Raw genomic sequence first — 26,541 nt, 5'->3', positions numbered from 1 at the left:
GCCTCGATAAGCTTAAATACTCCGCCGATAAAATACTTTTGGTGATAGCCATGGTGACGGCTTTTATTTTGATGGTTACAGCCGCTGGAAAGGAAAGGGAAGTTATGGAGAAGCTTCTCGCTATGCCGGAGGTTAAAGAAGCATACGTCGTCTACGGCGAGTACGACCTTGTAGTTAAGGTTGAGACCGACACGCTCAAGGATCTGGACCAGTTCATCACTGAGAAGATAAGGAAAATGTCCGAGATACAGATGACCTCGACGATGATAGCCATCTGAACCTCTCGATTTTCCTACTTTCGTTTCTGAGAAAAGAAAAAAGACTCACTTGTTCATCATGAGCCTTATTCTTTCCGCCGAATCCTTGGCCTTGTCGGATATGTTACTGAGAGTTCTTGCTATGTTGAGGATGTAGAAACCGTCGCCCCAGCTCAGCTCGTTCTCCTTCTCGAAGACGAGCTGCATGAGCCTCGTATCGAGTCCGTCTATCTTACTCTCGACGCTCTCTATCTCCCTGATTATCTCGTACTCCCTCTCGATTTCCTTCTCGGTGAAGCCGCTCTCTATGACGCGGTCCATCTGGACTATAGCCTCGTGGACAAGCTTAGCAGCTTTGATGCTCTCCGTCCCCATCTGGAGGATTATATCCTTAATATCGGCCGGGATTCCATTCGGTCTCTTGATGAGGAGCCACTTGGCGGTGTCTTCAGCAGCGTCGGCAACCTTGTCCTGCATGTGGAGGTATACGAGAACATCCTCCCTCGCGACGGCCATGAGAAGCTTGGAGCTGAGGGAGTCCCTTATTTCCTCCTTTATCCTGTCGGCGACGTCCTCGAGGCGGTCGACCTCGATGGCCACCCTCTCCATTTCCTCGAAGTTCCCCTCGTACCAAAGGCGAAGGGCCTTCTCGAGGGTCTCAACTGTCTGGAGGACCACATCAGCGTGCTTAATTAGAGGCTTGAACGGGCTCTTCGCGAAGAGTTTGGTCCACACCTGCATGATATCACCCCACCACCATAAGCACCTTGAATATAATGGCGCTCACAACGGCCGCTATCGGAACCGTCACGAACCAGGAGATTATTATATCTCTCACGATGTTTTTGTTTATTGCCTTTACTCCTCTGGCCAAGCCTATGCCTATGACGGCACCGACCACCGTGTGGGTCGTTGAGATCGGCATTCCAAGCCAGGAAGCCACGAGAACCACCGTTGCAGCGGAGAAGTCTATGGTGAAGCCCCTCGTGTTGGTGAGCTCTGTTATCTTCTTGCCGACCGTCTCCATGACGCGATAGCCGTAGGTTGCGACGCCAACCGCTATGCCTACTCCTCCGAGGGCGAGAATCCACCTCGGAACAGGCACCTGCATTCCAGCCAGACCCATCGTTGCGACGGCGTAAACGGCGGCAACAGGGCCTATTGCGTTGGCAACGTCATTGGCTCCATGAGCTAAAGCCACGTAGGCAGAGGTGACCACCTGCACCTTCTTGAATATGCTCTCAACGCCAATGTACGGGTCGCTCGAGGGGAAGCGGACCTTTATGAGGAAGTAGCTGAGGATGAAAACGATTATGCCAAGAGGTATTCCATAGAAAATGACCCCCATCTTGAGGTCACTCCCGTGGAGAACCTTGATGTAGAACATGGCCCCGATGACCACGAAGGCCATCCCTATCCAGAAGGGAGACCATAGCCTCGCACTCCTCACGGGGTTTCCACTCTCGAAGATGCTCTTGGTCAGGGCCTTGAAGATGAAGTAAGCCATTAGGGCACCTATTACCGGGGACAGTATCCAGCTGAGGACGACCTGCGCCATCTTGTCCCAATTGACGATGCTCAGGCCGGCGTAGGCTATTCCGTAACCTACTATGCCACCTATGATCGAGTGCGTCGTCGAAACCGGGAGGCCGAATTTGGTAGCCGCTACCAGCCAAATCGTTGCAGCCAACAAGGCCGCGACGGAACCGTATATCAGAACCGTTGGATCTGTGATTTTGTCGGGATAGATTATGCCCTTTCTTATCGTCTCTGTGACGCTCTTGCCGAAAAAGTATGCACCGGTGAACTCCAGAACACCCGCGATGATAACTGCCTGCTTGGGAGTTATTGCCCTAGCGCCGACGGCAGTGCTCATAGAATTTGCCGCATCGTTGGCTCCAATGGCCCAAGCCATCGCGAATCCAAGAACAATGGTTATCAGCAGCCATGGATCCACGCTTATCACCGAGAGAACGCTTCCCCTAAGGATATAAATATCTTGCCGCAGTAGAATATAGTGCACCGCAATGTTCTATATAGGCCTAAATAGAATAAAGAGAAATCATGGTTCGACCTTGACGGGCTCAACATCAATGCCTCCGCCAGTCCTCATGAAGAGCCTCGTGTAGTGGTCGAAGCCGCCCTCGTTCGGAGCCGCATATAGCGGAGCGCCAGCGGCACCGGTAACTACGAGGTGGACGCCGTCAATGGTTCCGTTCCAGAACATATGGATGTGGCCAAAGATTCCAAAGGCATTGTACTCCTTCATAAGCTGAAGGAGCCTCTTTCCATCGGTTGGGTTCATGCCGTGGTCTCCCTCAGGCCTGGGATCAACGGGCGGTGCATGCATTACTATGACGGGCCTCTTACCCATCTCCTTGGCCTTCTCAAGCTCATCCTGGAGCCAGGCCCACTGTTCGTCGCTCAGGCTGTAGTCGTTCTCGATGTTGTTCATGAAGATGTAGTAGTAATCCCCGAGAACAAAGGAGTAATCTGTCGGACCGAAGAGCATATGGTAAATGTTTATTCCCTCTCCCCTGTACTCGTGGTTACCTGGGGCAATGAATATCGGCTTCTCCCACTCCCACTCATCAAGCAAGGCCGCCCACTGGTCAACCGTTCCCGAATAGATAAGGTCACCGCTGTCTATGATGAACACAGCATCTTCTTCATTATTGTTTATCTCCTCCATTATTTTGAGGAACACCTCAGGGATCTCGGTGCCACCGTCCGATCTGTGGTCACCGAAGGCTATAATCTTATAGTCGCCAAGCTCCTTGGGAGCTATGTTGAATGAATCTGCGCTCGTGGTGAACTTTACCCATGTGTTTTCCGCTTCGGTACCCTCCGGAAGCTGGAGGACTTCCGGATTGGTGTTTTCAATGATGTACGTTAGCTCAATGCCCTTGGCATTCTTTACCTCAACAGTGATGTTAAAGCTCAAAGCGTGGATGTAGACGGTAGAGCCGTTCACGTTGCTTATGAAACCACCCTTGACCGTCACGTTTTCTCCCTCAACGACGCGCCAGTAGTAGATGAACGGCTCCTTGATCTTGAAGGAGTCAAGATACCAGTGTTCGCCCTCGTCCGGGATTCCGTTCCAATTGTTGTCGCCTATGACCTTAACCAAAATTCCCTCAAAGTCACCCATCCTGACAACATCGTCCGTCCTAACGCTTCCGCCGTTCTTAAGTTCCAGCGCGTATTCAACGGCAGCACCTGCCCCGGCCTTGCTCGTTCCGGTGAAGACGTAGTACGCCTTCCCATCCTGGTTGAAGACAGCGAAGATACCCTTATCCTTGCCAACGAACTTGATGCCGAGCTTGTAGATGATGTAACCGAAATAGTCGTTGACTGTGATGAGAATCGGCTTACCCTTAAGGAGAGCCCTTGCGTCGGCGGGAGAGAGGATCGCGACGCCACCAGCATAGTCCTTAGCTGGAAGAATCTGAGCGTCCGGGAAGTAGTGCTTGGCCAAATCCTCATAGCCTTTGCTCACGTAGATCTTTGAGACATCGGCAAGGTTGTACCACCCTGTCAGAACCTGGCCCTTCTCATAGCTATCGAAGTCTATGCCCTCTGAAGGCGTGGAAGTTGGAGACGTCGACGTTCCCGTTGTCCCGGTGGTTCCGCTGGAGCCGATACATCCCGAGACCAGCACAATGAAGACGAGCAGGATTGCAAAAGTGGCTTTCTTCATGGACTTCACCTAAGAGGAGATTGATACACGGCCTTAAAGCCCTTTTGATTCGCTTTTCTGACCCACCATATTTAAATATCCGTTCACCCAAGAGAATGGGGTGATACCATGTTCGTCGGACACTACACCGAGGTGCCCGAGAAAGACACCGGTTTTGAGGGAGTGACCATCAGATGGCTCGTTTCTCCGAAGCTCGGGGCCAAGAACTTCGCGATGAGGTATTTCGTCCTCAAGAAGGGTGCTGAGATACCCCTCCACAGTCATGACTGGGAGCACGAGATATTCATCATGAAGGGCGAAGGAATAATAACCAACGGGAAGGGAGAGCACCACGTTAAGGCTGGAAACTTCCTCTACGTCCCGCCCAATGAGCCCCACGGCTACAAGGCACTGAGCGAAACCTTCGAGTTCCTCTGTCTGATTCCGGCCAAACGGGAAGCCATTCCAGACGACGAATGGACCTAGCGGCGCTTGTGGTGATAGACCTTTATTTTCTTTCTCCTAAGGAGTTGAAAATCAGCTTTTCTGGATTTGGGAGGGATTGGGGGTTCTTCAAGAAACGCCCATGCGAGGTCATATGCAAGGGAGGCTATAAATATAATAATGAGGCCGAGGATTATCAGCGGGGTGTAGTACCAGATGACGCCGATTTTGGGAATGACGAGGAGAGGTTTGCCGATGACCTGATCGGGATATACCACCCATGGATCAGGTCTCTCACGGTTGTCTCCCTTAGTAATGTAATAGATCTGTCCGTTTTCATCTGTGCGGATTTCGGCAACCCTGTGGAGGATTCTATAAGTGGAGTTTCCAATCTCGATGTTGTATAGGATAACATCACCAACGTGAACATTGTGAGAGGGATATGTAACAACGAGGTCGTTGGGATTGATGTTTGGCTTCATTGAATCAGTAAGGATGACAACGTACTGAAAGCCGAAGACGAACTTAAGGACAACTACCAAGACGACTAAGAACAGGAGAACATAAGTCAAAATGGAAAGGATATCACGGCGCTTGGCATTCATTCAAAGCCTCCTAGAGAGTTCATGAACCCTGGTAGACCACATAAACAGTGTCAAAGCTGCTGAGGGGAACACCATCAGCGCTGGCTCCGTTGGTGAATGTCACAGTATAAGTACCGCTTCCATCAAGAGTAACCTGGCCCCATGCAACTAGAGTCGTGCCGCTGTAGAGCTTGACGTAGAGGGTTCCAGCTCCGGGATCAGTGGTTATGGTAACCGTTGCACTGACTACGTAGTCAGGATTGTTGGCGTTAAGGTTCCAGGTGACATCGGCCGTGGTGACAGTGCTAGTGATCGTCTTGCTTCCCTGACCAAGCTCCTGAACGTTCACTGTAATAACAGGCACAGCAAGCGCAGCACCAACCAGCGCCAGGACAAGCGCCAGCGCGAGTGGGATTAACCTCTTCTTATTGTTCCTCATCATGGGACTTCACCCCTGCTGACTATAGCCTTGTGACTTTTGGTTGAATGAGATATATAAATAGTTTTCTAAAACAAACCATGTTGGTTCACTGTAGGATATTGTAGGTTCTACAAATGAACCGCAAATTTATCGTATGCACAACAATTAATATTGTAGAATCTGCAAAAAATACCTCAGTGTAAAACAGTGCCTTTAAGATATGTGGAACCTGCCCAAGTGACCCTGACGTTTATCAGTTCACCCGGTGCCCCATCATCAAGTATTATGTCTTTGTAGTTGAAAGTCCTGCCCTCCACTCCGCCCTTCTTGCCCTCGCCGTGGATGAGAACCTCAATCTCCCTTCCAACGTAGTCCTGGTTTATCTCGTAGGCGATCTGGAGTCTGAGCCTGTGGAGCAAGCGAGAGCGCTCCTTGACCTTCCAGCCGGGCAGCTGCTTCCATTTGGCAGCTATCGTTCCAGGTCTCGGCGAATAGCGGGAAACGTTTATCTTATCAGGCCTCACCCTCTTAACCAGTTCCACTGTGTTCTGGAATGCTTCCTCGGTCTCTCCAGGGAAACCAACTATGATGTCCGTGTTAAGGTTCAGCCCGGGAATCTTCCTTCTGAACTCGTTAACTATCTCCTCGAACTCCTCAACGGTGTAAGTGCGCCCCATTCTCCTCAGCACTTCGTTGTCCCCGCTCTGGACGGGCAGGTGGAGGAACTTGTAGACTTTCTCGTCCTGATATACCTCGATAAGCTCGTCAAGGAACTTTATTGCATGGTTTGGATTCATCATGCCGACCCTTATCCTGAACTCTCCTTCTATGGACGTTATCTCATCGAGAAGCTCCGCCAGGTTGGTCCCAATATCGAGGCCGTAGCAGCCGGTGTCCTCGCTGGAAAGCTGTATCTCCCTGTATCCGCGCGCCAAAGCCTCCTTGACCCACCTAACCACGAGTTCAGGTTTGTAACTCCTGAGAACCCCACGAGCGAAGCGCGTTGCACAGTAGGTGCACGCGTTGAGGCAGCCCTCGCTTATCGGAACCACGAAGGCAACGCCACTTCTCCAAAGGCGGGGAAGCCCAAGCTTGTCAAGACTTCTCTCGCGCCAGCCTTCAACACTCACCAGCTTTCCGTCGCGCTCGGCAAGGTCTATTGCCTCAGCTATTCTGTCTATGCTCTTTACTCCAAGTATTCCAGAAACGCGAGGGTCTATTATATCAGGGTTGACGTGTGTGAGGCAACCCGTAACGATGACCCTTTTACCAGAATCAAGGAGCTCTTTTATGCGCTCCCTCATGTGCTTCTCAGTAGGGTCCTTTACGGCGCAGGTGTTCACAACAACGTAGTCAGCACTTTCCGGAGTCTCCACTAACTCATAGCCCGCTCTAAGGAGGATTGCCTCCATTATTTCGGCGTCCGCTTTGTTCCTGGTGCAGCCGTAGGTCTCAACGTGAACCTTTATCATCGCACTCGCCTGGGCTTGGGGGTTTAAAAAGCATGCTGGTCAGGTCTGTGGATACAAAATCAAAAAACATGAATAATGAGTTCCAAAAGTATAATAGTAAGAGGGAAAGGAAATCAAATAACCTCTCCAAAAGCGAACTTTCTCTTGACTGAGTTTATGACGATCTCAACCTCGTCGCCGACCTGAGTGTTCGGGACGAAGATAACGAAGCCCTTTATCTTGGCGATACCATCGCCACCTTTTCCAAGGCCCTCGATCTTAACTCTATACCTTTCTCCAACCTTAACAGGGGCTTCGTAGCCACCGTCAAATCCATTTCCATACATATCTAACACCAACTCTTTCAACTTTGGTACCCTTTGGATGGCTCCAGAAGAGCACCAAGTCTATTTAGTTTGATACTTTATAAACCTTTGGGCAGTTCCAGTGAGTTACCTTTGCCAAAAAAGTAAACAAAAATGTTTGGGACACCAAAACAAGCTGAAAAAAGTGAGATTTCGACCGAAGATTCCGTTTTAAACCTCAGGTTCAGAAAACGCTTTTATCCATAAGCCCATTAGTTTAGATTAGGTGGAGTGGATTTCATCTGGAGGTGATAATTTGAGTGAGATTACCCTCAACAAAGTGTGCCGAATCGCTGGTGAGGCGAAGCTCGTGCTGTATGAAGAAAACGGAACAGTTCAAGATGCACTCTTTATCGCCACTGCCCCGATTAGGGGATTTGAGAAGCTTGTAGTAGGCAAAAATCCACTTTTCGCGGTCGAAGCTGTCATGAGAATTTGCGGTCTCTGTCATGCGTCCCACGGTATAGCGATGAGCGAGGCCATAGAAAATGCCATTGGAATAACACCGCCAAGAAACGGAATACTGATGAGAGAAGCCCTTGGCCTCGTGAACAGGATTCAGAGCCACATGCTCGAGTTCCTCATGGTTGCTGGGGACCTGCTAATCGAGGAGAAAAGGGAAGAAGTTTTGTTCCAGCTCATGGACTTCCACGCCAAGATCAGCGACTACCTTCTCAAGATGGGAGGCGCAGCAACACATCCCCCAAACCTCACCGTGGGAGGAATGTTCTCTGTCCCCAAGTGGAGCGTCTTCAACAACCTCAAAGCACGCCTTCCAAAGCTGACGGAGCAGTGGGAGGGGATAACACACTTGCTGACCGATGAGGATATCCAGACAGAAGTTGCCGATGAACTCAGGGAAAAGAAAGCGGAAAACAACTACCTGGTAAGCAGCCTGTTCTACGGGGACAGATTCAATATAAACGCTGAGAGAATTGAGACAATGCCCTATTATGAATACAGAAAGGATAACCCCCACTCAAAGGAGTCCACCACACTCATAGCTTTCTACGGCGAGGAAAATGTTGAAGCTGGCCCAAGGGCAAGGATGAAAGTTTACAGAGAGTTTACAGATTCTTCCCTCTATGGCCTTCACACCGCGAGGGTTCAGGATACAACGCTAGCCCTCCTGAGGCTCGAAGAAATCCTTGACAGCATAAAGATGGACGAGCCGTTCAGAACAAAGAACATAGTTTTCGGGCCAGGCAAGGGTGTTGGAGTCTACGAGGCGCCAAGGGGAACGCTCATCCACTTGATCGAACTTGGAGACGAGGGCAGGGTGGTCTCCTCCAAGATAATCGTCCCCACTATGTTCAACATTCCCGTGATGGAGGAGATGGCAAAAGGTCTGAGCGTTAAAGCGGCCGAGGCCGTTATGCGCCTATACGACCCATGTATTCCATGTACGACCCACGTTGTGAGGTTGGAGGGATGATTATGGAGAAGCTCAAGGTTCTTCATGTTGATGTAGGGGGTTGTGAGGGATGCAATGTCAGCATCATTCGCGCATATCCAAAGCTCATGGATTTGATAGAGCTCGACATATCATACCTGCGGAAGGATGAGTGCAAGCTCGACGAGTACGACGTAGCGATAATAACCGGTGGAGCATGTATGAACGAACCAAGGATTCTTGAAGAGCTGAAGGAGATAAGGGAAAAAGCTCACACTGTGGTGGCCTTCGGTTCGTGTGCAACCTTCAGCGGAATATTGCGTTTCTGCCGCGGCGGGCAGGAGCCAAGGCCTGACCACAGAAACTTCCAACCCATAAACAGTGTGATTAAAGTTGATTACTCCATCCCCGGCTGCCCACCAACACCGCAGATGCTCCAGTCTTTCTTCAAGTTCTACATCAACGGTGACGAGAGAAGGCTGAGGCTCTTCAAGGTGAGCGCCGACATAAAGAAGCTGAGCGGCTTTGACCTGATAGACGACATAGTGCTTACGGGCCTCTGCATAGGCTGTGGTGCCTGTGAACTGTCGTGCCCGACCAACGCAATCAAGCTGATAGACAAGAGGCCTAACCTCGTTCAGGAGAAGTGTATCCGCTGCGGCACCTGCTATATAAGGTGTCCGCGCGCCTCACAGATTCTGTCCATGGGTGGTGCGAGATGATGAGTGTTACAGACAACCTTTTGGGAAACGTCTTTGGAATTTATCTCGCGCGGGCAACCGATGAGGAAATCCTCAAAAGAAAGGTTGCCAGTGGCGGTGCGGTTACAGCCCTCCTAGCCTACGCCCTGGAGAAGGGCCTCATAGATGGCGTTGTAACGGCCAAAAGGACAGAGGGGTTGGAGGGTCAGGCGGTAGTTGCGAGGACAAGGGAAGAACTCCTTGAAACTGCCGGAAACAAGTGGAGCATAGTGCCCTTCGCCTCCAGGATGAAGGCCAAGATAGAGGAGGAAGACCTAAAGAACGTTGCCGTGGTCTGCCTCCCCTGCCAGGCCCAGTTCTTCGGCCAGATGAGGGACTTCCCACTCCTGGAAAGTGATTTCGGAGAGAGGATAAAGTACATCGTCAGCCTCTTCTGCATAGGAACATTCGCATTCGAGGCATTCCTCAACTACCTCAGGATGAAGCACGGCATAATGGCCCAGGATATCAAGGACATAGTCCTTAAGGGAGACTACCTGGAGATATACCACGGTGATTCAGTGCTCTCACTGCCGATAAAAGAGGTTTACTCGTACCTCCAAGCCGGCTGTCTGGTCTGTACGGACTACACCGGAACCTGGAGCGACATCTCGGCCGGTTTCGTGGAGAGCGAGAGGGGATGGACTGTCCTCATAACGCGCAACCTTAAGGCAGAAGAGCTCGTTAAGAGCGCCGAGAAGGACGGATACATAGAGCTGCGCGACGGCTCCCACGTGATGGGAGAAGTCCTCAAAGCGGCCAGGGAAAAGCTTGCGAGAGCGCAGAAGAACATGATGTATCTGCTCTGAGGACAACTTTTTCATTTTCCTGTTATCCTTTTTGGAAGGTGGTTGGGTTGATAAAGAAAGTGAAAATTCTCAAGTGGCAAGATGGGCTCGTTCCTACAGAGGACTACGTCTGCGTCGAGGAGATCTTCGAAATCTTCGCAGTACACGAAAAGGACGAAGAGTTTATCGCCGAACTTCCAGCTTCACCCAACCAGCTGAAGGAACTTGGAGCCGGATTTGTCGTATGCGGAGGCTATGAAAGACCTGAGGACATAGTTGACGTATGGGTTGAGGGCAGGGAGATTTATGTGAAGGTGAAGGATACCCCCACCACGGGCGAGCTGGTTGTGAAACACACCCCCTGCGGCGACCCCTACAGAATGAAGGAGGGCAAAATTCTCAGCAGGAAGGGCGAGGAAGTCAAAATAACCCCCGACCTCGTATTGAAGATATCCTCCACGATGACAACGCTGGCTGAGACGTGGAGAAAGACAGGGGGCACCCACTGGGCGGCCCTCTTCGATTTGAACGCCAATGTCGTTGCCTTCAGCGAGGACATAGGCAGGCACAACGCCGTCGATAAGGTCGTAGGATACGCTGTCCTCAACGGACTCGACCTTGAAAGGCTTATCCTGGCATCGAGCGGCAGGATGCCCTACGGCATGGTAAGGAAGGCAGTCAACGCGGGCATTCCAGTAGTGGTGACGAAATCACCGCCGACGGATAAGGGTGTGGAGCTCGCCAGGGAGCACGGGGTAACCCTAATAGGCTTCGCGAGGGGAAGGCGCTTCAACGTGTACTCCGGGGAGCATCGATTATTGTTCTAAGACTTACTCCTGTTTTGTTCTAACTTCCCCCGTCCTGAAGGACAAAGCTTGATGAATAGTCAAACATGTCCATCAATGGCATTCTTAATTCAATGTTCTACGTCCATAAATGACCTTAAGTGATTTTGTTTACTCCAGTATCTGGCAGTATACAAACAAACTTAAAAAAAGCCTTCTGAGGGCTTTATTTCGCTGTTTCTCCATAGATATAACCTTTTGTTAAAAACCAAGCGATTTAAAAAGTGTTTTAAGCCAAACAGCGAACTATCGTTGAAAAGTAAATGATGTACAGTACGCAATATAGAGTACATTGACGTCCAAAAATGTTCCCCAATGTGGAGGTGTGGAGAATGAGTGAAAGGCTCGTCCCAGTGGTCTGCCCCTACTGTGGTGTAGGGTGCAGGCTCTACATCAGGAGTGTTGATGGCTATCCCGTAGGCATAGAATACGCCAAAGACATCCCCAACATCTCAAACGAACTCGGAAAGCTCTGTCCTAAAGGCAACGCCGTCGTTGAGTACCTTCTCGCAAAGGACAGGCTCAAGAGACCCCTCAAGGCCAAGGAGCAGGGCAAGTTCGTTGAGATAAGCTGGAGCGAGGCAATAAAGGAGGTTGCCGAGAGGCTCAAGGCCTACGCCAAGGACGACCCGAATCAGCTCATGTTCTTTGGTTCAGCAAGGACCTTTAACGAGCCTAACTACCTCATCCAGAAGCTGGCCAGAATGCTCGGCACCAACAACGTTGATCACTGTGCAAGGCTCTGCCATGCACCGACTGTCACGGGTCTCAAGGCTGTTTTCGGTGCCGGCGCAATGACCAACACCTACAAGGACATTGAAGAGGCAAACGTCATCTTCATCATCGGCCACAACTACGCTGAGACCCACCCTGTTGGCTTCCGCTACGTCCTTAAGGCCAAGGAGAGGGACGCTAAGGTCATAGTCGCTGACCCGAGGTTCACCAGGACGGCCTGGTTCGCCGACATATTCCTCCAGCACTACCCGGGAAGCGACATTGCGCTGATAAACGGTCTCATCCACGTCATCATCAAGGAACGGCTCTACGACGAGAAGTTCGTGAGGGAAAGATGCGTTGGCTTCGATGAAGTTGTGGCAGCCGTCGAGAAGTTCACACCCGAGTTCGTCGAGAAGGTAACCGGTGTCCCGGCGGAACTCATCATTGAAGCTGCAAGGACCTTTGCGACCGCAGGAAAGGGTGTCATAACCTGGGCCATGGGTCTAACCCAGCACACCCACGGAACTGAAAACGTCAAGCTCCTTGGAACGCTCGCGGCCATTTGCGGTTATCAGGGCAAAGAAGGTGCCGGCTGTTCCCCAATGCGCGGTCAGAACAACGTTCAGGGAGCATGTGACATGGCGGCCCTACCAAACGTCTTCCCAGGCTATCAGGCCGTCACTGATCCTGAAAAGAGGAAGTTCTTTGAGGAGTTCTGGGGTGTTGAGCTGAGCGGCGAGGTTGGACTAACAACTGTGGAGGCGGCATATGCCGCTGACAAGGGCAAGGTCAAAGCCTACTATGTCATGGGTGAGAACCCCGTCATAAGCGAGGCAAACGCCAACCACGTGATGCACACCCTCGAGAAGCTCGAGTTCATGGTCGTCCAGGACATCGTCCCGACCCCAACTATGGAATATGCTGATATAGTCCTGCCAGCCGCGGCCATGCTCGAGAACGAGGGTTCTCTGACCAATACAGAGAGACGCGTGCAGTGGAGCTTCCAGGCGGCAAAACCACCCGGAGAAGCAAGGCCCGACTGGTGGATTCTGAGCGAGGTCGGTAAGGCCATCGGTTTTGACAAGACTGGATCCGGTGGATTCGTCTACAACGATGCAGCCGACGTTCTCAGGGAAATCAACGCCTGTACTCCGCAGTATCGCGGTATAACCCCAGAGAGGCTCAAGGAGAACCTTGCAGGACTCCACTGGCCATGCCCGAGCCCAGACCACCCAGGAACGAGGGTTCTCTACAAGGAGAAGTTCCTTACTCCCAGCGGAAAGGCCAACCTCGCGGCCGTTCCGGAGTACAAGGGGCCTGTTGAGCTTCCAGACGAAGAGTATCCGTTCCTCCTTACGACCCACAGATACGTCGGAATGTACCACACCGCAACTATGACCATGAGGAGCTGTGCACTCAAAAAGCGCTGGCCAGAGCCCCTGGCCGAGATACATCCGGAGGACGCAGCAAAGCTTGGAATAAGGAGTGGAGACTGGGTTAAGGTCGTCACAAGGAGAGGAGCATATCCGATTAAGGCAAAGGTCACCAGGGCTGTCAAGAAGGGCGTAATAGCTGTCCCATGGCACTGGGGAGCAAACGTCCTCACCAACGATGCCCTCGACCCGGTAGCAAAGATACCGGAAACCAAAGCCTGTGCCTGTAACGTCGCTAAGATCACAGAGGAAGAGGCCAGGAAGCTCATGGAGAAACTTCCACCACTCATACCCAAGATTGAGGTCGTTAGGGGGTGAATTAAATGGCTAGAAAGACAGTCTTTATTGACTTTTCAAAGTGCATCGAGTGCCGCGCCTGTGAGGTAGCTTGCGAGCGCGAACACAGTGGAATGTCATTCATCAGCGTCTTTGAGTGGCAGGAAATGGCCGCTATGGCCCTCAACTGCCGCCACTGTGAGAAAGCTCCCTGTGTTGAGGTCTGTCCGACCAACGCCCTCTACCGCGACAAGGATGGAGCAGTCCTGCTCGCTCCACAGAAGTGTATCGGCTGTCTCATGTGCGGCATAGTCTGTCCCTTTGGAATACCCGAGCTCGATCTCATCAACAAGATAATGGGCAAATGTGACCTCTGCGCCCACAGGAGAGCCGAAGGAAAGCTTCCAGCCTGTGTTGAGACCTGTCCAACAGATGCTCTCATCTACGGCGACTTCAACGAGATAGTCAAGAAGAGAAGGGAGAAGTTTACGGAGAAAACCATAGAACTCGCCAAAACTGCAGAGCGCATCCCGCTGACGGGGGTGTGATAGCATGGAAGAGCTTTTTATTCTTTCCTTTTCAATTCCGCTGGTTGGAGGCCTTTTACTGTTCAAACTCGACGGTAAAAGAGCGGATTACTTCATGCTCATCACTGTCATCCTTGCCACAATACTCAATCTCGCGGGAGTTTATGAGTTCTATTCATCTGGAATGCCTACTATACACAAAACTCTCATGAGCTCCACAACCCTCGGTGAGATCTACGGCCTCTTGATAGACCCAATGAGTGTGTGCGTTGGCCTGGTTGTGATAACAGCCGGACTGCTTTTTATGATCTATGCAAAAGACTATATGAGCCCGGAGAACAAAGAGCACCCAGTCTATGAGGATAAGGGTAGGTTTTACGCTTGGATGGTGCTCTTTATCGGAGCAACACTCGCATTCATTTACTCCTCGTCGGTTCTCCAGCTGCTGATATTCTTCGAAATTATGAGCCTCGCCTGTTGGGGTGTAGCAGGCTATTATGGAGGTAAAAAGGCCAAAAGGGCGGCATATAAAGCGTTGCTTGTTACCAACTTTGGAGCGGTGATAGGTCTATACACCGCGGTAGGTATAGGAATCACATACCTTCACGACCTGAGCATATTTGCATATTCTGGCCTCAATGACAGCCTTAAACTCGTCGTTTTTATCGGGGTCATGATAGCTGCTTTTACCAAGAGTGCCCAGTTTCCGCTTTATTCATGGCTTCCAGATGCAATGGTCGCCCCAACACCTGCTTCAGCCTTCCTCCACGGTGCAGCGATGGTTGAGATGGGTGTCTACCTGCTGGCCAGATTCATCCAGTTCATGAATCCCATACCCAAAGAAGGATTTTACGTCATGGCAACCCTCATCATCGCCACTCAGATAATCTGCATCCTGATGTATCCTCTCCAGAAGAGCGCGAAGAGGCTGCTCGCCTACTCAACAATAGCAGAGTCTGGACTGATGTACGTGGCCCTCGCGACGGCAGTCCTCGGGTTGCAGGGGGGACTTCAGGCTTCAATGTTCCAGCTATTCAACCATGCCTACATCAAAGGTCTCGCTTTCCTGACGGCTGGAACGTTCAGCTACGCCCTGGGAACCCTTGAGATGGACAAGATAAAGGGCCTCATTAAATCCCCTGTGGTCGGCTACAGCTGGACCTTTGCCCTGCTCGGTTTAGCTGGCGTCCCACCATTCGGCGTGTTCTTCGGAAAGCTGGGAATACTCAGCAATGCCAAGGCAATGGAAGAGAGCGTCCTCATCATTGCCATGTTTGTTTTACTTCTCCTCGACTCAGCAGTGTTCCTCATGGTGTCTCTGAAGAGGATACACGGCATGGTCTTCAGCGAGGGCGGAGAAGAAGTCGAGATTACGCCACTGATGAAGGCTGTGATGATTATCCTGCTTGTTCTGGCCGTGCTGGCCCCGTACATAGCGTATCCACTGATCGTCAAAGTGGGGTGGTGAAAAATGTTCGACGTAACGCTCACTCTTTCACTCGATAGAACTGCAGTGTTCTTCGTACTCAACGTCGCGATACTCGGCATAGCGGCGCTCGTGGCATCGTTCAGATACCTGGAGATATACGATTTCAAGCCAAAGATACCTTATTATCCGACCATCCTAATATTCATAGTCTCAATGCTCTTCATCCCAATGGTCCAGGACTGGCTCAGCTTCCTCTTCCTCTGGGAGATAATGACGCTCGCCTCATACTTCCTGATAATCTACGACTGGCCAGAGGAGAGCGTCAAGAAGGCTGGCTGGAAGTACTTCGTGACCATGCACATCTTCGATACATCGCCGTTGATGCTGGCTGTTACTCTCTACTATGCCGCCCACGGGACTTTCAACTTTGGTCCGATAACTGAATACACAAACGCAATAGTCGCTCTCTTCCTCCTAGGCTTTGCGGCCAAGGCTGGCCTCTTCCCGCTCCATTTCTGGCTTCCCGATGCTCATCCAGCCGCACCGAGCCCAGTCTCGGCTCTGATGAGTGGTGCCATGGTTGAGCTCGGCCTCTACGGAACTATTAGGGTTCTCGATGCCGTGGGATGGAGCGTCGCAACCTGGATAGTCTATCTCATCGGCGCAATGGCAGTGCTCAGCATGCTGGCTGCCATACTCAGCTACGCTCTCCAGGACGACGTCAAGAGGCTCTTCGCGTGGTCAACGATAGACAACATGGGCTGGATGTACCTGCTCATCCTGGCAGGCCTCCTCGGCGTTGCAGGAGTGGAGAAGGGCATTGACTACTACGTCGTGGCACATGGACTCGCGAAGGCGGCGGCGTTCATATCAACGGGCGCACTCCTCTACGTCTTCGGTACGAGGAGCCTGGAGAAAACCAAAGGCATGATGAAAGCAGACCAGCTCACCGCAGGATTAGTGATGGCCTCAATATTTGCCCTCGAAGGTGTCCCGCCATTCAACCTCTTCCTAAGCAAGCTCAACGTCATAAAAACCCTCCTTACAGTGAGCCCAGCTTTGGCATACTTTACGGCCGTTGAGTGGGTGATAGCGTTCATACTGTTCCTCAGAGCTGTCCACGCATACATCCTAAGCGAAGGAGAGCCAGATGTGATAAGGAAGCTCGCAGGGAGCATAGCCCTGTCAGTGGTTATACTGCTAATTCTCTCGCTAGTGAGCCAGTTCATCTGTGACTACATATGGGTGAGGTGGTGAAGATGAAGGGACTCTTTACGCTCGCCGTCATCCTGTATTTCCTCTCCATACCCGCAGCGTTAGCCCTCAAAAGGAGCTTCAAGACTTCAATCAGCATTGGCCACATATTTACGGCTCTAGCCTCCATAGCTCTGTTAGCCTTTACCTTTGTGTCAATACCAGATGTCCTCAGCGGGAAGACCATCGAATTCACCTATGACTTAGGAGTGGCCCAGATTCCGTTCCAGATTGATGGGCTCTCGCTGATAATGTGCTTCATCTTCGGCGCCCTCGGACTTGCAGCGTCAATATATTCCCCGAGATACATGGCAATCTACGAGAAGTCGGGCAGAGGCTGGATGTACATAACCATATATTCAGTGTTTATGCTCTCCATGATACTCATAGTCACAATAGCCAACATGTTCTGGTTCATTTTCCTCTGGGAAGTCATGACGTTTACATCGTACCTCCTGACGATCTGGGAAAGCGACAAAGAGGAGGTCAGAAAAGCCGGCTGGAAGTACTTCGTGACCATGCACATAGTGAGCACACTGCCACTGATAATCGCCCTCGCCCTGCTGTATGCAGATGTTAGCTCAATCGAGGGGCTTAACTTTGAGAGTCTAGCGGCCTTAAAACTAAGCCCAGTATTCTACGTCCTCTTCCTGATAGGCTTTGGAAGCAAATCAGGTGTTGTTCCGCTGCACTTCTGGGCCCCGGAGGCCTATACGGTCGCCCCGAGCAACGTCTCCGCTCTAATGGCTGGAGCACTGGAGAAGGTTGCGGTCTATGCCCTGATAAGGACTACATGCTTTATCATGAAGCCAAACGAGACTTTCGGATATGCAGTTGCCCTGCTTGGAACAGTAACTCTGACAGTTGGAACCCTCTACGCGTTGAAGCAGACCGATGCCAAGAGACTTTTGGCCTACCACAGTATCGGCCAGATAGGCTACATCTGGCTCGGCATGGGCGTTGGGATAGTTTTCATAGCCAGGGGAGATATGTACTCAGCCTTCGGGGCCATAGCCCTAGCATCAAGTCTGTACCACCTCGTTAACCACACGTTCTTCAAAGGCCTGCTCTTCCTGTCGACGGGCTCAATATTCTACAGAACCCGCAGCAGGGATCTCAACCAGCTGAGAGGTCTGGCCAAACTGATGCCCTTTACGGCGCTCTTCACATTCATAGCCGCAATGTCAATAGCTGGAACTCCTCCGTTCAACGGCTTTATGAGCAAGTGGATGATTTATCAGTCAACATTCCTCTCGGGCAACGGCCTGATAGTGTTCTTTGGAGTGATGGCCCTCTTCATAAGCGCAGCAACGCTGGCTTCATTCATCAAGTTCTACACGACCGCATTTGGAGGAGAACCTACGGAGTTCACGAAGGATGCTGAGGAAGTCCCATCCCCGATGCTCATTGCCAAGGGCTTCCTGGCTTCACTCTGCATCCTCCTTGGACTGGTTCCAAGCCTCATCCTGCCGATACTGCTTTCGCCAGGGGCATCCCTAGCCGGTATAGATGTCTCAGGACTGACGGACACAAACTACTGGCTTGTCACGATTAAAGCTCCGCTTATGCCGACAGGGGCAGAGAGCTACTTCAAACCGCTACTCTTTGCGACACTCTTCGGCGGGATCTTCCTCGGCATGTACCTGCTCTTCCCGGTCTCAAAGAAAACCTACAGACCCTGGACCCTCGGTGAGCCCGTGGCGATGGAGCACTACAAGTTCAAGGCGATAAACTACTACGAGCCCTTCGAGGAGTACATCCACCCGCTCTACCACACCGGCCACGTTCTCAGCGAGTTCGGATCCGCCCTGATTGGTGCAGTCGCCAATGCGTACATCACAACAACAAGGGCTCTCCACAGAGTATGCGATTCTATAAGCAGGGGAATAACGGGGATCGGCAAGGCATACGAGAGGAAGTGCCCCGAGGTATACTTTGACGAGTACTTCCTTGCCCCCCTGATCAAAATAGCGAGGGTCTCGGGAGTGCTCCTCGATGAAGGCTTCATGAAGCCCAACGCAGCGCTCACAATAGCCCTGGTAATCCTGGCAGTTATACTCGCACTGATGGTGCTGTGAGGTGGTGAAGATGACGCTCGAAAAAATTGCATTCGCGGCCGTTTCACTGATGATAATCATCCTCCTTCCGCCCCTCCTCGACGGAATAAGCAGAAAGATCAAGGCTACCGTCCAGGAGAGGCAGGGGCCCCCAGTCTTCCAGACCTACTACGACCTCTCAAGCCTGCTCTCAATGGAGCCGATCCTTCCAACGGACAGACTGGGCTTCCTCATAGCTCCCTATGTGGCCTTTGCTTCAGCAGTCTCAGCCGCCCTGCTCCTCCCCTTCGGGAACTTCGTCCCAGTGGCCTTCACAGGGGACATCTTCGTCTTCCTCTACGTGCTGGCGATATTCTCGATCTCGATGATGATGGCGGGCTTCCTCGTAAACAACACCTACTCAAACGCGGGTGCCAACAGGGAGATGATGCTCATCCTCAGCGTGGAGCCGATACTGGGAATAGCGATAGGCATACTCGCGCTCAAGACCCACTCGCTCAGCGTGAGCGGGATTCCACTCAACCTCAGCCTCACACCCTCCGTTGTCCTCGCCTTCATCTTCCTCGCCTACGCCGTCTATACCGAGTGCGCCTTCATACCCTTCGACATAGCCGAGGCTGAGACCGAGATACTCGAGGGTCCACTCGTCGAGTACAGCGGAAAGCTGCTTGGAATCTTCAAGTGGGCCATGCTGATAAAGCGCGTAGCCCTGATATGGCTGTTCGCGAGCTTCATAGCACTACCTCTTGTGAGCAGATTCGCCGACCTATCGACGCCATACGGTGGAGCAATAGCACTGATCACCCAGCTGGCTCTGCTAGTGATCTTCTACACCATGTCGGCCATCATAGAGTCAACGACGGCCCGTATGAAGGTAATCCAAGCCATCAGGCAGAACACGGTGATATTCCTTGCGGGAATAGTCGCGCTGGTGATAGCTTCCCTGGGATGGTGAGGTGGTGCTCATGTCTGAAGTTATCAAGTTTAACGAGGCTCTGAAAAAGAAGCGCGTACACCGGGGAGATGAAAAGGCCAAGGTAACGCGGGAGTACTTAGATGAGATTATCGAGAAGTTCGGGGAGAAGATAAGGGACGTCAAGCAGGCCGCTTACAACCAGTGGATCATAACCGTCGAGAGGGAAGACCTCCCGGAGGTAGTCCTTTACTTCCTCAACCATCCGGAGTGGAAGGAGACCCAGCTCTCATCGATGGTGGCCACCGACGAGAGGCCCCTAAACGGCAAGTTCAGCATCACCTACTGGCTCAGCGTTAACGGAAAGGCGGGTGACTTCTATCTCGGCGTCAGGGCTTACCTGCCGGAGGACGACCCGAGGTTCACCTCGATAGCGGCCAAGCACAGGGGTGCGAACTGGTACGAGAGGGAAGCCATGGAGATGCTCGGCCTCACCGCCGAAGGCCACCCCGATCCGAGGCGGCTCGTCCTTCCGGACGACTGGCCGTCCTGCGTCTACCCGCTCAGGAAGGACTTCCACTACTCGAACAGCCCGCCAGGGGAGAAGTTCTACCCCTACAAGGAGCCGAAGAAGGACGAGATAGTCGTCCCCTACGGACCGTATCATGTGGCCCTTGAGGAGGCAGCACACTTCAGGCTCTATGTTAAGGGAGAAACCATAACAGACGTTGACTATCGCGGCTTCTACGCCCACAGGGGCATAGAGAAGATATCCGAGGGAAGGCTAACCTACGATCAGGTCTGCTTCATAGCGGAGAGAATATGTGGAATCTGCGGCTGCACACACTCCACAGCCTACTGTCAGGCGGTTGAGAACGCCGGGGGTATAGAGGTTCCGGAGAGGGCGGAGTACATCAGGACGATAGTCCTCGAGATAGAGAGACTCCACAGTCACCTGCTCAACTTTGGAATAGCCTGCCACCTCGTTGGCTACGACTACGGCTTCATGAAAGCCTGGAAGATAAGGGAGCACGTGATGTGGCTCGCGGAAAGGCTGACGGGCAACAGAAAGACCTACGGAATGCTCCTCGTCGGCGGTGTTAGGAGAGACCTTTTGGAATACAGAAAATCCCTGCTGGAGGACGTCCTCAAGAAGATAAAGACCGAGTTCGAGGAGCTCGTCAATGAGGCAATCTCAACGAGCACCTTCGTAAAGCGCCTTGAAGGCGTTGGAGTTCTGCCCTACAAGGTCGCCAAGGAGTGGGACGTTGATGGACCCCTCGGCAGGGGCTCCGGAAGGGACTTCGACGTGAGAAGGGACCACCCGTACGCGGCCTACAAGTACCTCGACTTCAAGGTCCCAGTCTACAAGGAGGGTGACGTTCTGGCGAGGGCCCTCGTCAGAATAGAGGAAGTTTTCGAGAGCATCTGGATAATAGAGCAGGCTCTCGACCAGATGCCCGGAGGAGACATTCTGGCGGAGTACAAGGAGATACCCCCATACTCGGAAGCGATAGGCATGACCGAGGCACCGAGGGGCGAGAACATTCACTACGTCATGACCGGCGAGAACAACAAGGTCTACAGGTACAGGGCCAGGGCGGCAACCTACAACAACCTGCCGGCTGTTCCCGACATGATGCGCGGCTACACCATAGCCGACGCCCCGCTCATAGTGGCAAGCATAGACCCCTGCTACTCCTGTACGGAGAGGGTCCAGATAGTCGACGTCGAAAGCGGGAAGGTTAGGGTTCTCAGCGAGACGGAGTTCAACAAGCTCTCCATAAAGGCCTCAAGGAGGGTCTGAGATGGCCGTGACGCTGAAGTACCCCTTCGTGAAGCTTGAAGCTCCTCCGGAGTACAGGGGAATTCCACAGATAGACGCGACCCTCTGCATAGGCTGCGGTGCCTGCGTTAACGCCTGTCCGCCAGATGCACTCCTCAGGATAGACGACTACAACAGAGGAGTTAGAGAAATCGTCCTCGATGTGGGAAGGTGCATCCGCTGTGCTCGCTGTGAGGAGGTCTGTCCCACCGGAGCGATCAAGCTCACGAACCTCTTCGAGGCCGCTTCACCCGACAGGATGGACCACGTGGAGGTTGTTAGGCTCAGGCTCGTGAAATGCAAGAACTGCGGCAGGTACGCCGACTTCACTGAGAGGCAGGTGAGGAAGGCCCTCCAGATTCTCCCCGAAGAGATCATCGAGGAGGAGGCTCTGGAAGAGAAGGTCTGGCTCTGCAGGGACTGCAGGAGGAAAGGGACAGTTGATGGAACCATAGAAGCCAGCAAGGAGGTGGTTCTATGAGCGGAAAGCCGAAGCTCCGCTCCATATGGGTTTTCCACCTCAACACCGGCTCGTGCAACGGCTGTGACATCGAGATAATCGACGTGCTCACGCCGTTCTACGACGTCGAGCGCTTTGGAATCAAACTGGTTGGCTCACCGAGACACGCCCATGCACTCCTCGTCTCGGGTCCGCTCACGAGACAGGCCTACTACGGCGCCAAGGAGACCATAAAGGCGATGCCGCCAGAGCCGAGGGTGATAGTGGCGATAGGAACGTGCACCTGCAGCGGAGGGATATTCTACAACGGCTATCCAGTCTACAGAAGGCCCGAGAGCGGCAGGGAGGGAAGCGAGTATCCACGGAGGGGAGGTATAGCGGAGCTCATCGCTGACTTGAGGGACGAGGGCGAGAAGGTCGGTCCGGTCATCTACATCCCCGGCTGTCCACCGAGACCGGAGGAGATAATCTACGGCATAGCACAGCTCGTGGGACTCGTCGAGAAGAAGCTCAGCTATCAGGAGTACAGCGATGAGCTGGTTCCCTTCAAGCTCCCAGAGGGGCCGCTGGAGGAGCGCATCATGCTGACCCTTATGGAGAGGCTCAGGCACCTCGTGGGATACCTCGACAGGGAAAAGATCCTCGAGGATTTCATGGGGCTCGTTAAAGAGGCCGAGAAGAGCGAAAACCCCAGAGAGGAGTTGGCCAGGCGCGTCAAGGACTACGCTGCAAAATGCGGGGACATTAGATTGGGTTTCTGCATGATGCTTCTCGAAAGAGAGTACTGGAGGGTCAAAGATGCCCTGGATGCTGGTAAAGAGTTCGTATATTGGGTTTAAGACCTACCTCGCGGGTGCTCTCTCCCACACGGAGGGAGACTTTGAGGTAGAGGAAGTACTCGGGGAGATAAGCCTTCAGACAGCCCATCTGCTCAGAAAATCCCTCGGACGGTCATACTTCACGCTCGCCGATGCCCCCCTGATTCCCTTCGAAAAGCTGGATGAGGGGGATAGGCGGCTCATCTTGGAGGCCCTCCGGGGCCTTAGGGAGAATGAAAGGCTCAAAATAGAGAGGAGGTGAATTGGATGGCTGATACAAAGGAAAAAATCCTGTATGGAGTAGATACAACCTTTGAGGCCGTAGCAAAGAAGGCCACCCCCAAGTTCAAGACGACCCCGGGTAGGCTGCTCTTCGCAGGCTTCATGGCAGGAGCCTTTATCGCCTTTGGTTTCCTCCTGGCAGTGGTTGCAGCGGCCGGTTATAGCCCGAAGCTCTTCCCAGACACCGGCAACATATCCGCTTTTAAGATACTCCTCGGTGCGGTCTTCCCCGTTGGCCTCATAGCAGTCATCTTAGCGGGAGCCGACCTCTGGACAGGAAACGTCCAGTTCCTCAGCTCGGCCAAAGCGAAGGGCTACGCCGACTTCAAGTGTGTCCTCTACAACTGGTTCGGAAGCTACGGTGGAAACTTCATAGGCTCGATATTCCTCGCACTCCTGGTCGTTCCACTGACCGGACTCTTCGGCCACGTTGGAGACCCGAACACCTTCGGCCAGGTTACGGTAGGCATAGCCACCGGCAAGGTCTCGAAGGACATACTGGCGTTGTTCTTCCTCGGTATTGGCTGTAACTGGCTCGTCAACGTCGCAATATGGCAGTCGGCCAGGGTTCAGGACGGTGCCGGCAAGATACTCGCCATATGGTTCCCGATCTTCGCCTTCGTTGCCATAGGTTTCGAGCACGCCATAGCCAACATGTGGGCCATTCCAGCGGGCATACTCCTCAGTGACTACGCCATAACCTGGACCCAGTTCTTCCACAATATAATCCCAGTAACCTTCGGTAACGCCATTGGCGGTTTCCTCTTCGTGGCCTTCTACTACTGGTACCTCAGCCACCCCGAGCTGACCACTGACCGCCTCATCAAAGAGATCATTGACTTCCTTATCGTTTTCATAGCCTTCTGGGCCGTCGCGGCGCTCGTCCCAGCGGGAATCGGCATAGCCCTCGACCAGGCCCTTGGCAAGGGTGCCATGTACCTCGTTCCGCTGGTGCTCTCGGCCTACTACATCGTTGGTGCCTTCGTTCTCTACAAGAAGGCCAGGCCGGCCTGACTGCTCTTTCCTTTTTCCATCCATCGCGAGAGGTGAGAAAAATGCTCGAAAGCACGTTCATGACGCTCATGAAGCTCATCATTCCCCTCTACATAGCCGCGTTCGTCATCTATGCCGTTAGGGCCTTTAAGGGGCCAAGTATTCCAGATGTTATCCTCGCCGTTGACTGTATGAGCTTTGATATCGCAGCCTTTATGGCCATCCTGGCAGTCTACTTCAAGTCCACCTTCCTCGTGAGTGCGGCCATAATACTCGCCCTCTGGGCGTACCTGCTGGACATCTACGTCGCAAAGTATCTGGCGAACGGGGAGGTGGGAGCATGAGCGAGATACTCTTCTACCTTGGAGCAGTCATGATAATCATCGGCGGCATCTGCGACCTGTTCGGAGCCATAGGCTTACTCCGCTTCCCCAACTTCTACGTCAGGCTACACGCTGCAACAGTTGGAACGATTGGCGGAGCGGTGGTTCCCCTCTTTGGCGTTGCCCTGCTTGCCCTCGGTGCGGACTTCCTACCCCACAGGTACGCCATAGCTGGGGCCAGCTTCATCACGGGAATAATCATCCTCCTAGCGGCACCAGCGGGAGCTACTGCACTAGCGTACGCCGCCCATAAGGCCAGGCTCGTGGAGTGGAAGCCAAAGGTCGACCACCTGGCAGAGGTGAGGGGCAATGATTGAAATCCACCTGCTGATCTTAGCAATCGTCGCAGTCCTCGGCATGGTCTTCTCCTACCTGGCCATCACAGAGAAGGACCTGCTCAAGGCGGTCGGATTTTCCGCCGTACAGGCAATAGCTTACGCCATAGCCTTCTACATCCTAATGGCACCGGACATCGTCCTGGCATATGTTGCCATAGCAGTAGGAATCTACTCCGCCCTGCTTGTCTTCGTGATAAGCAAGACCGAAAGGTACGAGGTGGTGTGAATGAAGCGCTGGGTCACGCTCATCCTCCTGCTCACCGCGGTCATCACGCTGGCCTACGTCTTCCAAGCCCCCCAGCCAGAGGACGTCAGGCCCCTCGGTGAGTTCTACCTTGAAAACAGCTATTTCGGGGATTACTCGGCCAAAAGTCCTGAAGTTGTTACCTCAATCCTCTGGGACTACCGTGGCATTGACACGCTCTTCGAGACTGCAGTGTTCTTCCTCGCAATAATAGGCAGCCTGACCATCTTCAGGCTCACCAAGGAGCAGGAGAAGGATGTTAAAACGGAGTCAACGCAGGTGAAACCACTCCCCCTACCGATCAGGACGGTTACAAAGGTTATCGTTGCGATGATCCTCGCCGTTTCGGCTTCGATAGCCCTGCACGGTCACTTAACGCCCGGTGGTGGCTTCCAGGGTGGTTCAGCCTTAGCAGTTGCTCCATTGCTGATAATTGCAGCTTACTCTAAGTACGCCCTCGAAAACAATGGCTTAGACAAGACCAGGGCGTTAATCCTGCGTTCTATCGGACTCCTAGGAATAGCGTTAGTGGCGTTAGTTCCACTCCTCAGCGAGGGCTACATAATGCAGAATCAGCCGGTATTCCCTGCAGAGATTAACGGCCAGCTCATTGGCGGTTCGCTGATTTACTACAACTTCTTCGAGTTCCTCGCTGTCGGAGCCGGCTTTACAGCAGTATTCCTCCTCCTGGCGATTCCAGAGGGGAAATTCAAGAAAATCCTGGGGGTGAGGAGATGATAGGCTTCCTCTGGAGCCTCGTGGTAATTTCACTCATTACAACACTGCTCATCGGCCTCTACGGAATCGCCAGAAGGCCCAACCTCGTCAAGAAGCTCATAGCACTGACTATAATCGGAGACACCGCGAACCTGCTCGTGGTTATGCTCGGCTACCGCCTGACCTATCCGACGGCCCCACCAATTCTCCCGAGCCTTGAGAAGAGCGCACTTGGGAGCTTCCTAAAGACAGCGGTTGATCCTCTCCCCCAGGCGCTGGTGATTACCGCCGTCGTTATTGGAATGGCCGTTAACGTGCTGATAGCCTTTGCAATCGTTCAGATTTACAGGCTCTATGGCACGCTCGACGCGAGGGAAATAGGTGTAAAACGCTCATCGCCGCTGGAGGGTGAGAAGATATGAGGGGTGTGATTCCCACCGCAATGCTCGCGTTCATTACCTACATCATGTTCACCGGCTCCGCAACGCCCTATGACCTAGCAACTGGAGCCATCATCGCAATCGCCATAGGACTGCTAGCGGGCAAGTTCCTCGTGAAGAACGACACTAAAGCGCTGAATCCGGCTAGGTGGCTCTGGCTTGGCGCCTACTTCCTCTGGTACATGCTAATCGCCGAAGTCAAAAGCCACATTGACGTGATGCTCAGAATCATTACCGGAAACGTCGAGCCCGGAATAGTCAAAGTGCCTATTGACGTGAAGACCGAGTACGCCAAGACCCTCGTGGCGAACTCCATAACCAACACACCCGGAACCGTTGTGGTGGACATGGACGAGAACTATCTCTATGTGAACTGGATTGATACGAGCACGGAAAACCCAGAAGAAGCCAGAAGTGAGATCTCCGCCGACTTTGAGAAATACGCGAAGAAAATATTCGAGTGAGGTG

Annotated in this window: 30 protein-coding genes; 23 read left to right on the top strand and 7 right to left on the bottom strand. The window is 52.7% G+C overall.

Annotated elements, in window-relative coordinates; genetic code table 11:
- Window positions 1-50 precede the first annotated feature (50 nt).
- The gene (locus tag E3E32_RS08245; protein ID WP_012572508.1) at window positions 51-278 is read left to right on the top strand and encodes an Lrp/AsnC family transcriptional regulator; all 228 of its coding nucleotides are present in this window, start codon (window positions 51-53) and stop codon (window positions 276-278) included.
- A gap of 45 nt (window positions 279-323) precedes the next feature.
- Here the strand turns inward: E3E32_RS08245 and E3E32_RS08240 are convergent, their stop codons facing one another.
- The 3 genes from E3E32_RS08240 to E3E32_RS08230 all read right to left on the bottom strand — a co-directional run bounded on the left by E3E32_RS08240 (window position 324) and on the right by E3E32_RS08230 (window position 3,957).
- Window positions 324-998: a TIGR00153 family protein gene (locus tag E3E32_RS08240; RefSeq protein WP_167731321.1), complete on the bottom strand. Its 675-nt coding sequence runs from the start codon at window positions 996-998 to the stop codon at window positions 324-326.
- A gap of 4 nt (window positions 999-1,002) precedes the next feature.
- A complete protein-coding gene (locus E3E32_RS08235; protein ID WP_167731320.1) occupies window positions 1,003-2,223 on the bottom strand; it encodes an inorganic phosphate transporter in 1,221 nt (406 codons plus the stop codon).
- A 96-nt stretch (window positions 2,224-2,319) separates the two neighbouring features.
- Window positions 2,320-3,957, bottom strand: a complete 1,638-nt coding sequence (locus E3E32_RS08230) for a metallophosphoesterase (RefSeq protein ID WP_167731605.1) — start codon at window positions 3,955-3,957, stop codon at window positions 2,320-2,322.
- A 108-nt stretch (window positions 3,958-4,065) separates the two neighbouring features.
- On the opposite strand from E3E32_RS08230, the gene E3E32_RS08225 reads away from it, so the two are divergent.
- A complete protein-coding gene (locus E3E32_RS08225) occupies window positions 4,066-4,422 on the top strand; it encodes a cupin domain-containing protein (protein ID WP_167731319.1) in 357 nt (118 codons plus the stop codon).
- Here the strand turns inward: E3E32_RS08225 and E3E32_RS08220 are convergent.
- From E3E32_RS08220 to E3E32_RS08205, 4 genes are all read right to left on the bottom strand, one after another.
- Window positions 4,419-4,985, bottom strand: a complete 567-nt coding sequence (locus E3E32_RS08220) for a signal peptidase I (protein ID WP_167731318.1) — start codon at window positions 4,983-4,985, stop codon at window positions 4,419-4,421. The two genes, E3E32_RS08225 and E3E32_RS08220, sit on opposite strands and share 4 nt — an antisense overlap.
- Window positions 4,986-5,004: 19 nt before the next feature.
- Window positions 5,005-5,406: a hypothetical protein gene (locus tag E3E32_RS08215; protein WP_167731317.1), complete on the bottom strand. Its 402-nt coding sequence runs from the start codon at window positions 5,404-5,406 to the stop codon at window positions 5,005-5,007.
- A 173-nt stretch (window positions 5,407-5,579) separates the two neighbouring features.
- Complete coding sequence (locus E3E32_RS08210) at window positions 5,580-6,857, bottom strand: tRNA (N(6)-L-threonylcarbamoyladenosine(37)-C(2))-methylthiotransferase (protein WP_167731316.1); 1,278 nt, start codon at window positions 6,855-6,857, stop codon at window positions 5,580-5,582.
- A 113-nt stretch (window positions 6,858-6,970) separates the two neighbouring features.
- Entirely contained in the window at window positions 6,971-7,183 is a 213-nt protein-coding gene (locus tag E3E32_RS08205; protein WP_012572520.1) for a TRAM domain-containing protein, read from the bottom strand.
- 274 nt (window positions 7,184-7,457) lie between these two features.
- Between E3E32_RS08205 and E3E32_RS08200 the strand changes: the two genes are divergently transcribed.
- The 21 genes from E3E32_RS08200 (at window position 7,458) to E3E32_RS08100 (ending at window position 26,537) form a co-directional block, all read left to right on the top strand.
- Window positions 7,458-8,636 (top strand): nickel-dependent hydrogenase large subunit, encoded by a 1,179-nt coding sequence (locus E3E32_RS08200; RefSeq protein ID WP_167731315.1) that lies wholly within the window; start codon window positions 7,458-7,460, stop codon window positions 8,634-8,636.
- A complete protein-coding gene (locus E3E32_RS08195; RefSeq protein ID WP_238516391.1) occupies window positions 8,633-9,316 on the top strand; it encodes a 4Fe-4S binding protein in 684 nt (227 codons plus the stop codon). The genes E3E32_RS08200 and E3E32_RS08195 overlap by 4 nt, the downstream gene beginning before the upstream one ends.
- Window positions 9,313-10,143: a Coenzyme F420 hydrogenase/dehydrogenase, beta subunit C-terminal domain gene (locus E3E32_RS08190; RefSeq protein WP_167731314.1), complete on the top strand. Its 831-nt coding sequence runs from the start codon at window positions 9,313-9,315 to the stop codon at window positions 10,141-10,143. The genes E3E32_RS08195 and E3E32_RS08190 overlap by 4 nt, the downstream gene beginning before the upstream one ends.
- Window positions 10,144-10,190: 47 nt before the next feature.
- Window positions 10,191-10,949, top strand: coding sequence for a formate dehydrogenase accessory sulfurtransferase FdhD (gene fdhD / locus E3E32_RS08185; protein WP_167731313.1), 759 nt, complete (start codon window positions 10,191-10,193; stop codon window positions 10,947-10,949).
- A gap of 350 nt (window positions 10,950-11,299) precedes the next feature.
- Window positions 11,300-13,435, top strand: a complete 2,136-nt coding sequence (fdhF, locus tag E3E32_RS08180; protein ID WP_167731312.1) for a formate dehydrogenase subunit alpha — start codon at window positions 11,300-11,302, stop codon at window positions 13,433-13,435.
- A gap of 5 nt (window positions 13,436-13,440) precedes the next feature.
- Window positions 13,441-13,941 carry a 4Fe-4S dicluster domain-containing protein gene (locus E3E32_RS08175; RefSeq protein ID WP_012572526.1) on the top strand — a complete coding sequence of 167 codons (501 nt, stop codon included), beginning with the start codon at window positions 13,441-13,443 and terminating at the stop codon, window positions 13,939-13,941.
- Between the two features lie 4 nt (window positions 13,942-13,945).
- On the top strand, window positions 13,946-15,388 hold the full coding sequence (locus E3E32_RS08170; protein ID WP_167731311.1) for a hydrogenase 4 subunit D: 1,443 nt from the start codon (window positions 13,946-13,948) through the stop codon (window positions 15,386-15,388).
- Window positions 15,389-15,391: 3 nt separating this feature from the next.
- Entirely contained in the window at window positions 15,392-16,606 is a 1,215-nt protein-coding gene (locus E3E32_RS08165; protein ID WP_167731310.1) for a complex I subunit 5 family protein, read from the top strand.
- 2 nt (window positions 16,607-16,608) lie between these two features.
- Window positions 16,609-18,681 (top strand): proton-conducting transporter membrane subunit, encoded by a 2,073-nt coding sequence (locus E3E32_RS08160; protein ID WP_167731604.1) that lies wholly within the window; start codon window positions 16,609-16,611, stop codon window positions 18,679-18,681.
- 10 nt (window positions 18,682-18,691) lie between these two features.
- Window positions 18,692-19,615 carry a respiratory chain complex I subunit 1 family protein gene (locus E3E32_RS08155; protein WP_167731603.1) on the top strand — a complete coding sequence of 308 codons (924 nt, stop codon included), beginning with the start codon at window positions 18,692-18,694 and terminating at the stop codon, window positions 19,613-19,615.
- Between the two features lie 10 nt (window positions 19,616-19,625).
- Window positions 19,626-21,380, top strand: coding sequence for an NADH-quinone oxidoreductase subunit C (locus E3E32_RS08150; RefSeq protein ID WP_167731602.1), 1,755 nt, complete (start codon window positions 19,626-19,628; stop codon window positions 21,378-21,380).
- Between the two features lies 1 nt (window position 21,381).
- On the top strand, window positions 21,382-21,879 hold the full coding sequence (locus tag E3E32_RS08145) for a 4Fe-4S dicluster domain-containing protein (RefSeq protein ID WP_167731309.1): 498 nt from the start codon (window positions 21,382-21,384) through the stop codon (window positions 21,877-21,879).
- Window positions 21,876-22,697, top strand: a complete 822-nt coding sequence (locus E3E32_RS08140) for an NADH-quinone oxidoreductase subunit B family protein (protein ID WP_167731308.1) — start codon at window positions 21,876-21,878, stop codon at window positions 22,695-22,697. Before E3E32_RS08145 ends, E3E32_RS08140 begins: the two co-directional genes overlap by 4 nt.
- Entirely contained in the window at window positions 22,657-22,938 is a 282-nt protein-coding gene (locus E3E32_RS08135) for a hypothetical protein (protein WP_167731307.1), read from the top strand. The genes E3E32_RS08140 and E3E32_RS08135 overlap by 41 nt, the downstream gene beginning before the upstream one ends.
- Before the next feature lie 5 nt (window positions 22,939-22,943).
- On the top strand, window positions 22,944-23,972 hold the full coding sequence (locus E3E32_RS08130; RefSeq protein ID WP_167731306.1) for a formate/nitrite transporter family protein: 1,029 nt from the start codon (window positions 22,944-22,946) through the stop codon (window positions 23,970-23,972).
- Between the two features lie 41 nt (window positions 23,973-24,013).
- On the top strand, window positions 24,014-24,295 hold the full coding sequence (locus E3E32_RS08125) for a monovalent cation/H+ antiporter complex subunit F (protein ID WP_012572536.1): 282 nt from the start codon (window positions 24,014-24,016) through the stop codon (window positions 24,293-24,295).
- Window positions 24,292-24,651, top strand: a complete 360-nt coding sequence (gene mnhG / locus E3E32_RS08120) for a monovalent cation/H(+) antiporter subunit G (protein ID WP_167731305.1) — start codon at window positions 24,292-24,294, stop codon at window positions 24,649-24,651. The genes E3E32_RS08125 and mnhG overlap by 4 nt, the downstream gene beginning before the upstream one ends.
- Window positions 24,644-24,898 carry a hydrogenase subunit MbhD domain-containing protein gene (locus E3E32_RS08115; protein ID WP_167731304.1) on the top strand — a complete coding sequence of 85 codons (255 nt, stop codon included), beginning with the start codon at window positions 24,644-24,646 and terminating at the stop codon, window positions 24,896-24,898. The genes mnhG and E3E32_RS08115 overlap by 8 nt, the downstream gene beginning before the upstream one ends.
- Window positions 24,899-25,654, top strand: coding sequence for an MnhB domain-containing protein (locus E3E32_RS08110; protein ID WP_167731303.1), 756 nt, complete (start codon window positions 24,899-24,901; stop codon window positions 25,652-25,654).
- A complete protein-coding gene (locus E3E32_RS08105) occupies window positions 25,651-26,055 on the top strand; it encodes a sodium:proton antiporter (protein WP_167731302.1) in 405 nt (134 codons plus the stop codon). Before E3E32_RS08110 ends, E3E32_RS08105 begins: the two co-directional genes overlap by 4 nt.
- The gene (locus tag E3E32_RS08100; RefSeq protein WP_167731301.1) at window positions 26,052-26,537 is read left to right on the top strand and encodes a Na+/H+ antiporter subunit E; all 486 of its coding nucleotides are present in this window, start codon (window positions 26,052-26,054) and stop codon (window positions 26,535-26,537) included. Before E3E32_RS08105 ends, E3E32_RS08100 begins: the two co-directional genes overlap by 4 nt.
- Window positions 26,538-26,541 lie beyond the last annotated feature (4 nt).

The sequence above is a fragment of the Thermococcus sp. GR6 genome (assembly GCF_012027415.1).
Lineage (GTDB): Archaea > Methanobacteriota_B > Thermococci > Thermococcales > Thermococcaceae > Thermococcus > Thermococcus onnurineus.
The sequence above is the reverse complement of the archived record's forward strand: the minus strand, read 5'-3'. Positions and strand labels throughout refer to the sequence as shown.

Coding starts and splice junctions, on each gene's coding strand:
- E3E32_RS08215 (WP_167731317.1), bottom strand. CDS start 5,406: ATGATGAGGAACAATAAGAAGAGGTTAATCCCACTCGCGCTGGCGCTT.
- E3E32_RS08130 (WP_167731306.1), top strand. CDS start 22,944: ATGGCTGATACAAAGGAAAAAATCCTGTATGGAGTAGATACAACCTTT.
- E3E32_RS08105 (WP_167731302.1), top strand. CDS start 25,651: ATGATAGGCTTCCTCTGGAGCCTCGTGGTAATTTCACTCATTACAACA.
- E3E32_RS08220 (WP_167731318.1), bottom strand. CDS start 4,985: ATGAATGCCAAGCGCCGTGATATCCTTTCCATTTTGACTTATGTTCTC.
- E3E32_RS08115 (WP_167731304.1), top strand. CDS start 24,644: ATGATTGAAATCCACCTGCTGATCTTAGCAATCGTCGCAGTCCTCGGC.
- E3E32_RS08175 (WP_012572526.1), top strand. CDS start 13,441: ATGGCTAGAAAGACAGTCTTTATTGACTTTTCAAAGTGCATCGAGTGC.
- E3E32_RS08110 (WP_167731303.1), top strand. CDS start 24,899: ATGAAGCGCTGGGTCACGCTCATCCTCCTGCTCACCGCGGTCATCACG.
- E3E32_RS08145 (WP_167731309.1), top strand. CDS start 21,382: ATGGCCGTGACGCTGAAGTACCCCTTCGTGAAGCTTGAAGCTCCTCCG.
- mnhG (WP_167731305.1), top strand. CDS start 24,292: ATGAGCGAGATACTCTTCTACCTTGGAGCAGTCATGATAATCATCGGC.
- E3E32_RS08210 (WP_167731316.1), bottom strand. CDS start 6,857: ATGATAAAGGTTCACGTTGAGACCTACGGCTGCACCAGGAACAAAGCG.
- E3E32_RS08150 (WP_167731602.1), top strand. CDS start 19,626: ATGTCTGAAGTTATCAAGTTTAACGAGGCTCTGAAAAAGAAGCGCGTA.
- E3E32_RS08160 (WP_167731604.1), top strand. CDS start 16,609: ATGAAGGGACTCTTTACGCTCGCCGTCATCCTGTATTTCCTCTCCATA.
- E3E32_RS08155 (WP_167731603.1), top strand. CDS start 18,692: ATGACGCTCGAAAAAATTGCATTCGCGGCCGTTTCACTGATGATAATC.
- fdhF (WP_167731312.1), top strand. CDS start 11,300: ATGAGTGAAAGGCTCGTCCCAGTGGTCTGCCCCTACTGTGGTGTAGGG.
- E3E32_RS08225 (WP_167731319.1), top strand. CDS start 4,066: ATGTTCGTCGGACACTACACCGAGGTGCCCGAGAAAGACACCGGTTTT.
- E3E32_RS08125 (WP_012572536.1), top strand. CDS start 24,014: ATGCTCGAAAGCACGTTCATGACGCTCATGAAGCTCATCATTCCCCTC.
- E3E32_RS08170 (WP_167731311.1), top strand. CDS start 13,946: ATGGAAGAGCTTTTTATTCTTTCCTTTTCAATTCCGCTGGTTGGAGGC.
- E3E32_RS08230 (WP_167731605.1), bottom strand. CDS start 3,957: ATGAAGAAAGCCACTTTTGCAATCCTGCTCGTCTTCATTGTGCTGGTC.
- E3E32_RS08190 (WP_167731314.1), top strand. CDS start 9,313: ATGATGAGTGTTACAGACAACCTTTTGGGAAACGTCTTTGGAATTTAT.
- E3E32_RS08245 (WP_012572508.1), top strand. CDS start 51: ATGGTGACGGCTTTTATTTTGATGGTTACAGCCGCTGGAAAGGAAAGG.
- E3E32_RS08165 (WP_167731310.1), top strand. CDS start 15,392: ATGTTCGACGTAACGCTCACTCTTTCACTCGATAGAACTGCAGTGTTC.
- E3E32_RS08140 (WP_167731308.1), top strand. CDS start 21,876: ATGAGCGGAAAGCCGAAGCTCCGCTCCATATGGGTTTTCCACCTCAAC.
- E3E32_RS08240 (WP_167731321.1), bottom strand. CDS start 998: ATGCAGGTGTGGACCAAACTCTTCGCGAAGAGCCCGTTCAAGCCTCTA.
- E3E32_RS08205 (WP_012572520.1), bottom strand. CDS start 7,183: ATGTATGGAAATGGATTTGACGGTGGCTACGAAGCCCCTGTTAAGGTT.
- E3E32_RS08135 (WP_167731307.1), top strand. CDS start 22,657: ATGCCCTGGATGCTGGTAAAGAGTTCGTATATTGGGTTTAAGACCTAC.
- E3E32_RS08100 (WP_167731301.1), top strand. CDS start 26,052: ATGAGGGGTGTGATTCCCACCGCAATGCTCGCGTTCATTACCTACATC.
- E3E32_RS08195 (WP_238516391.1), top strand. CDS start 8,633: ATGATTATGGAGAAGCTCAAGGTTCTTCATGTTGATGTAGGGGGTTGT.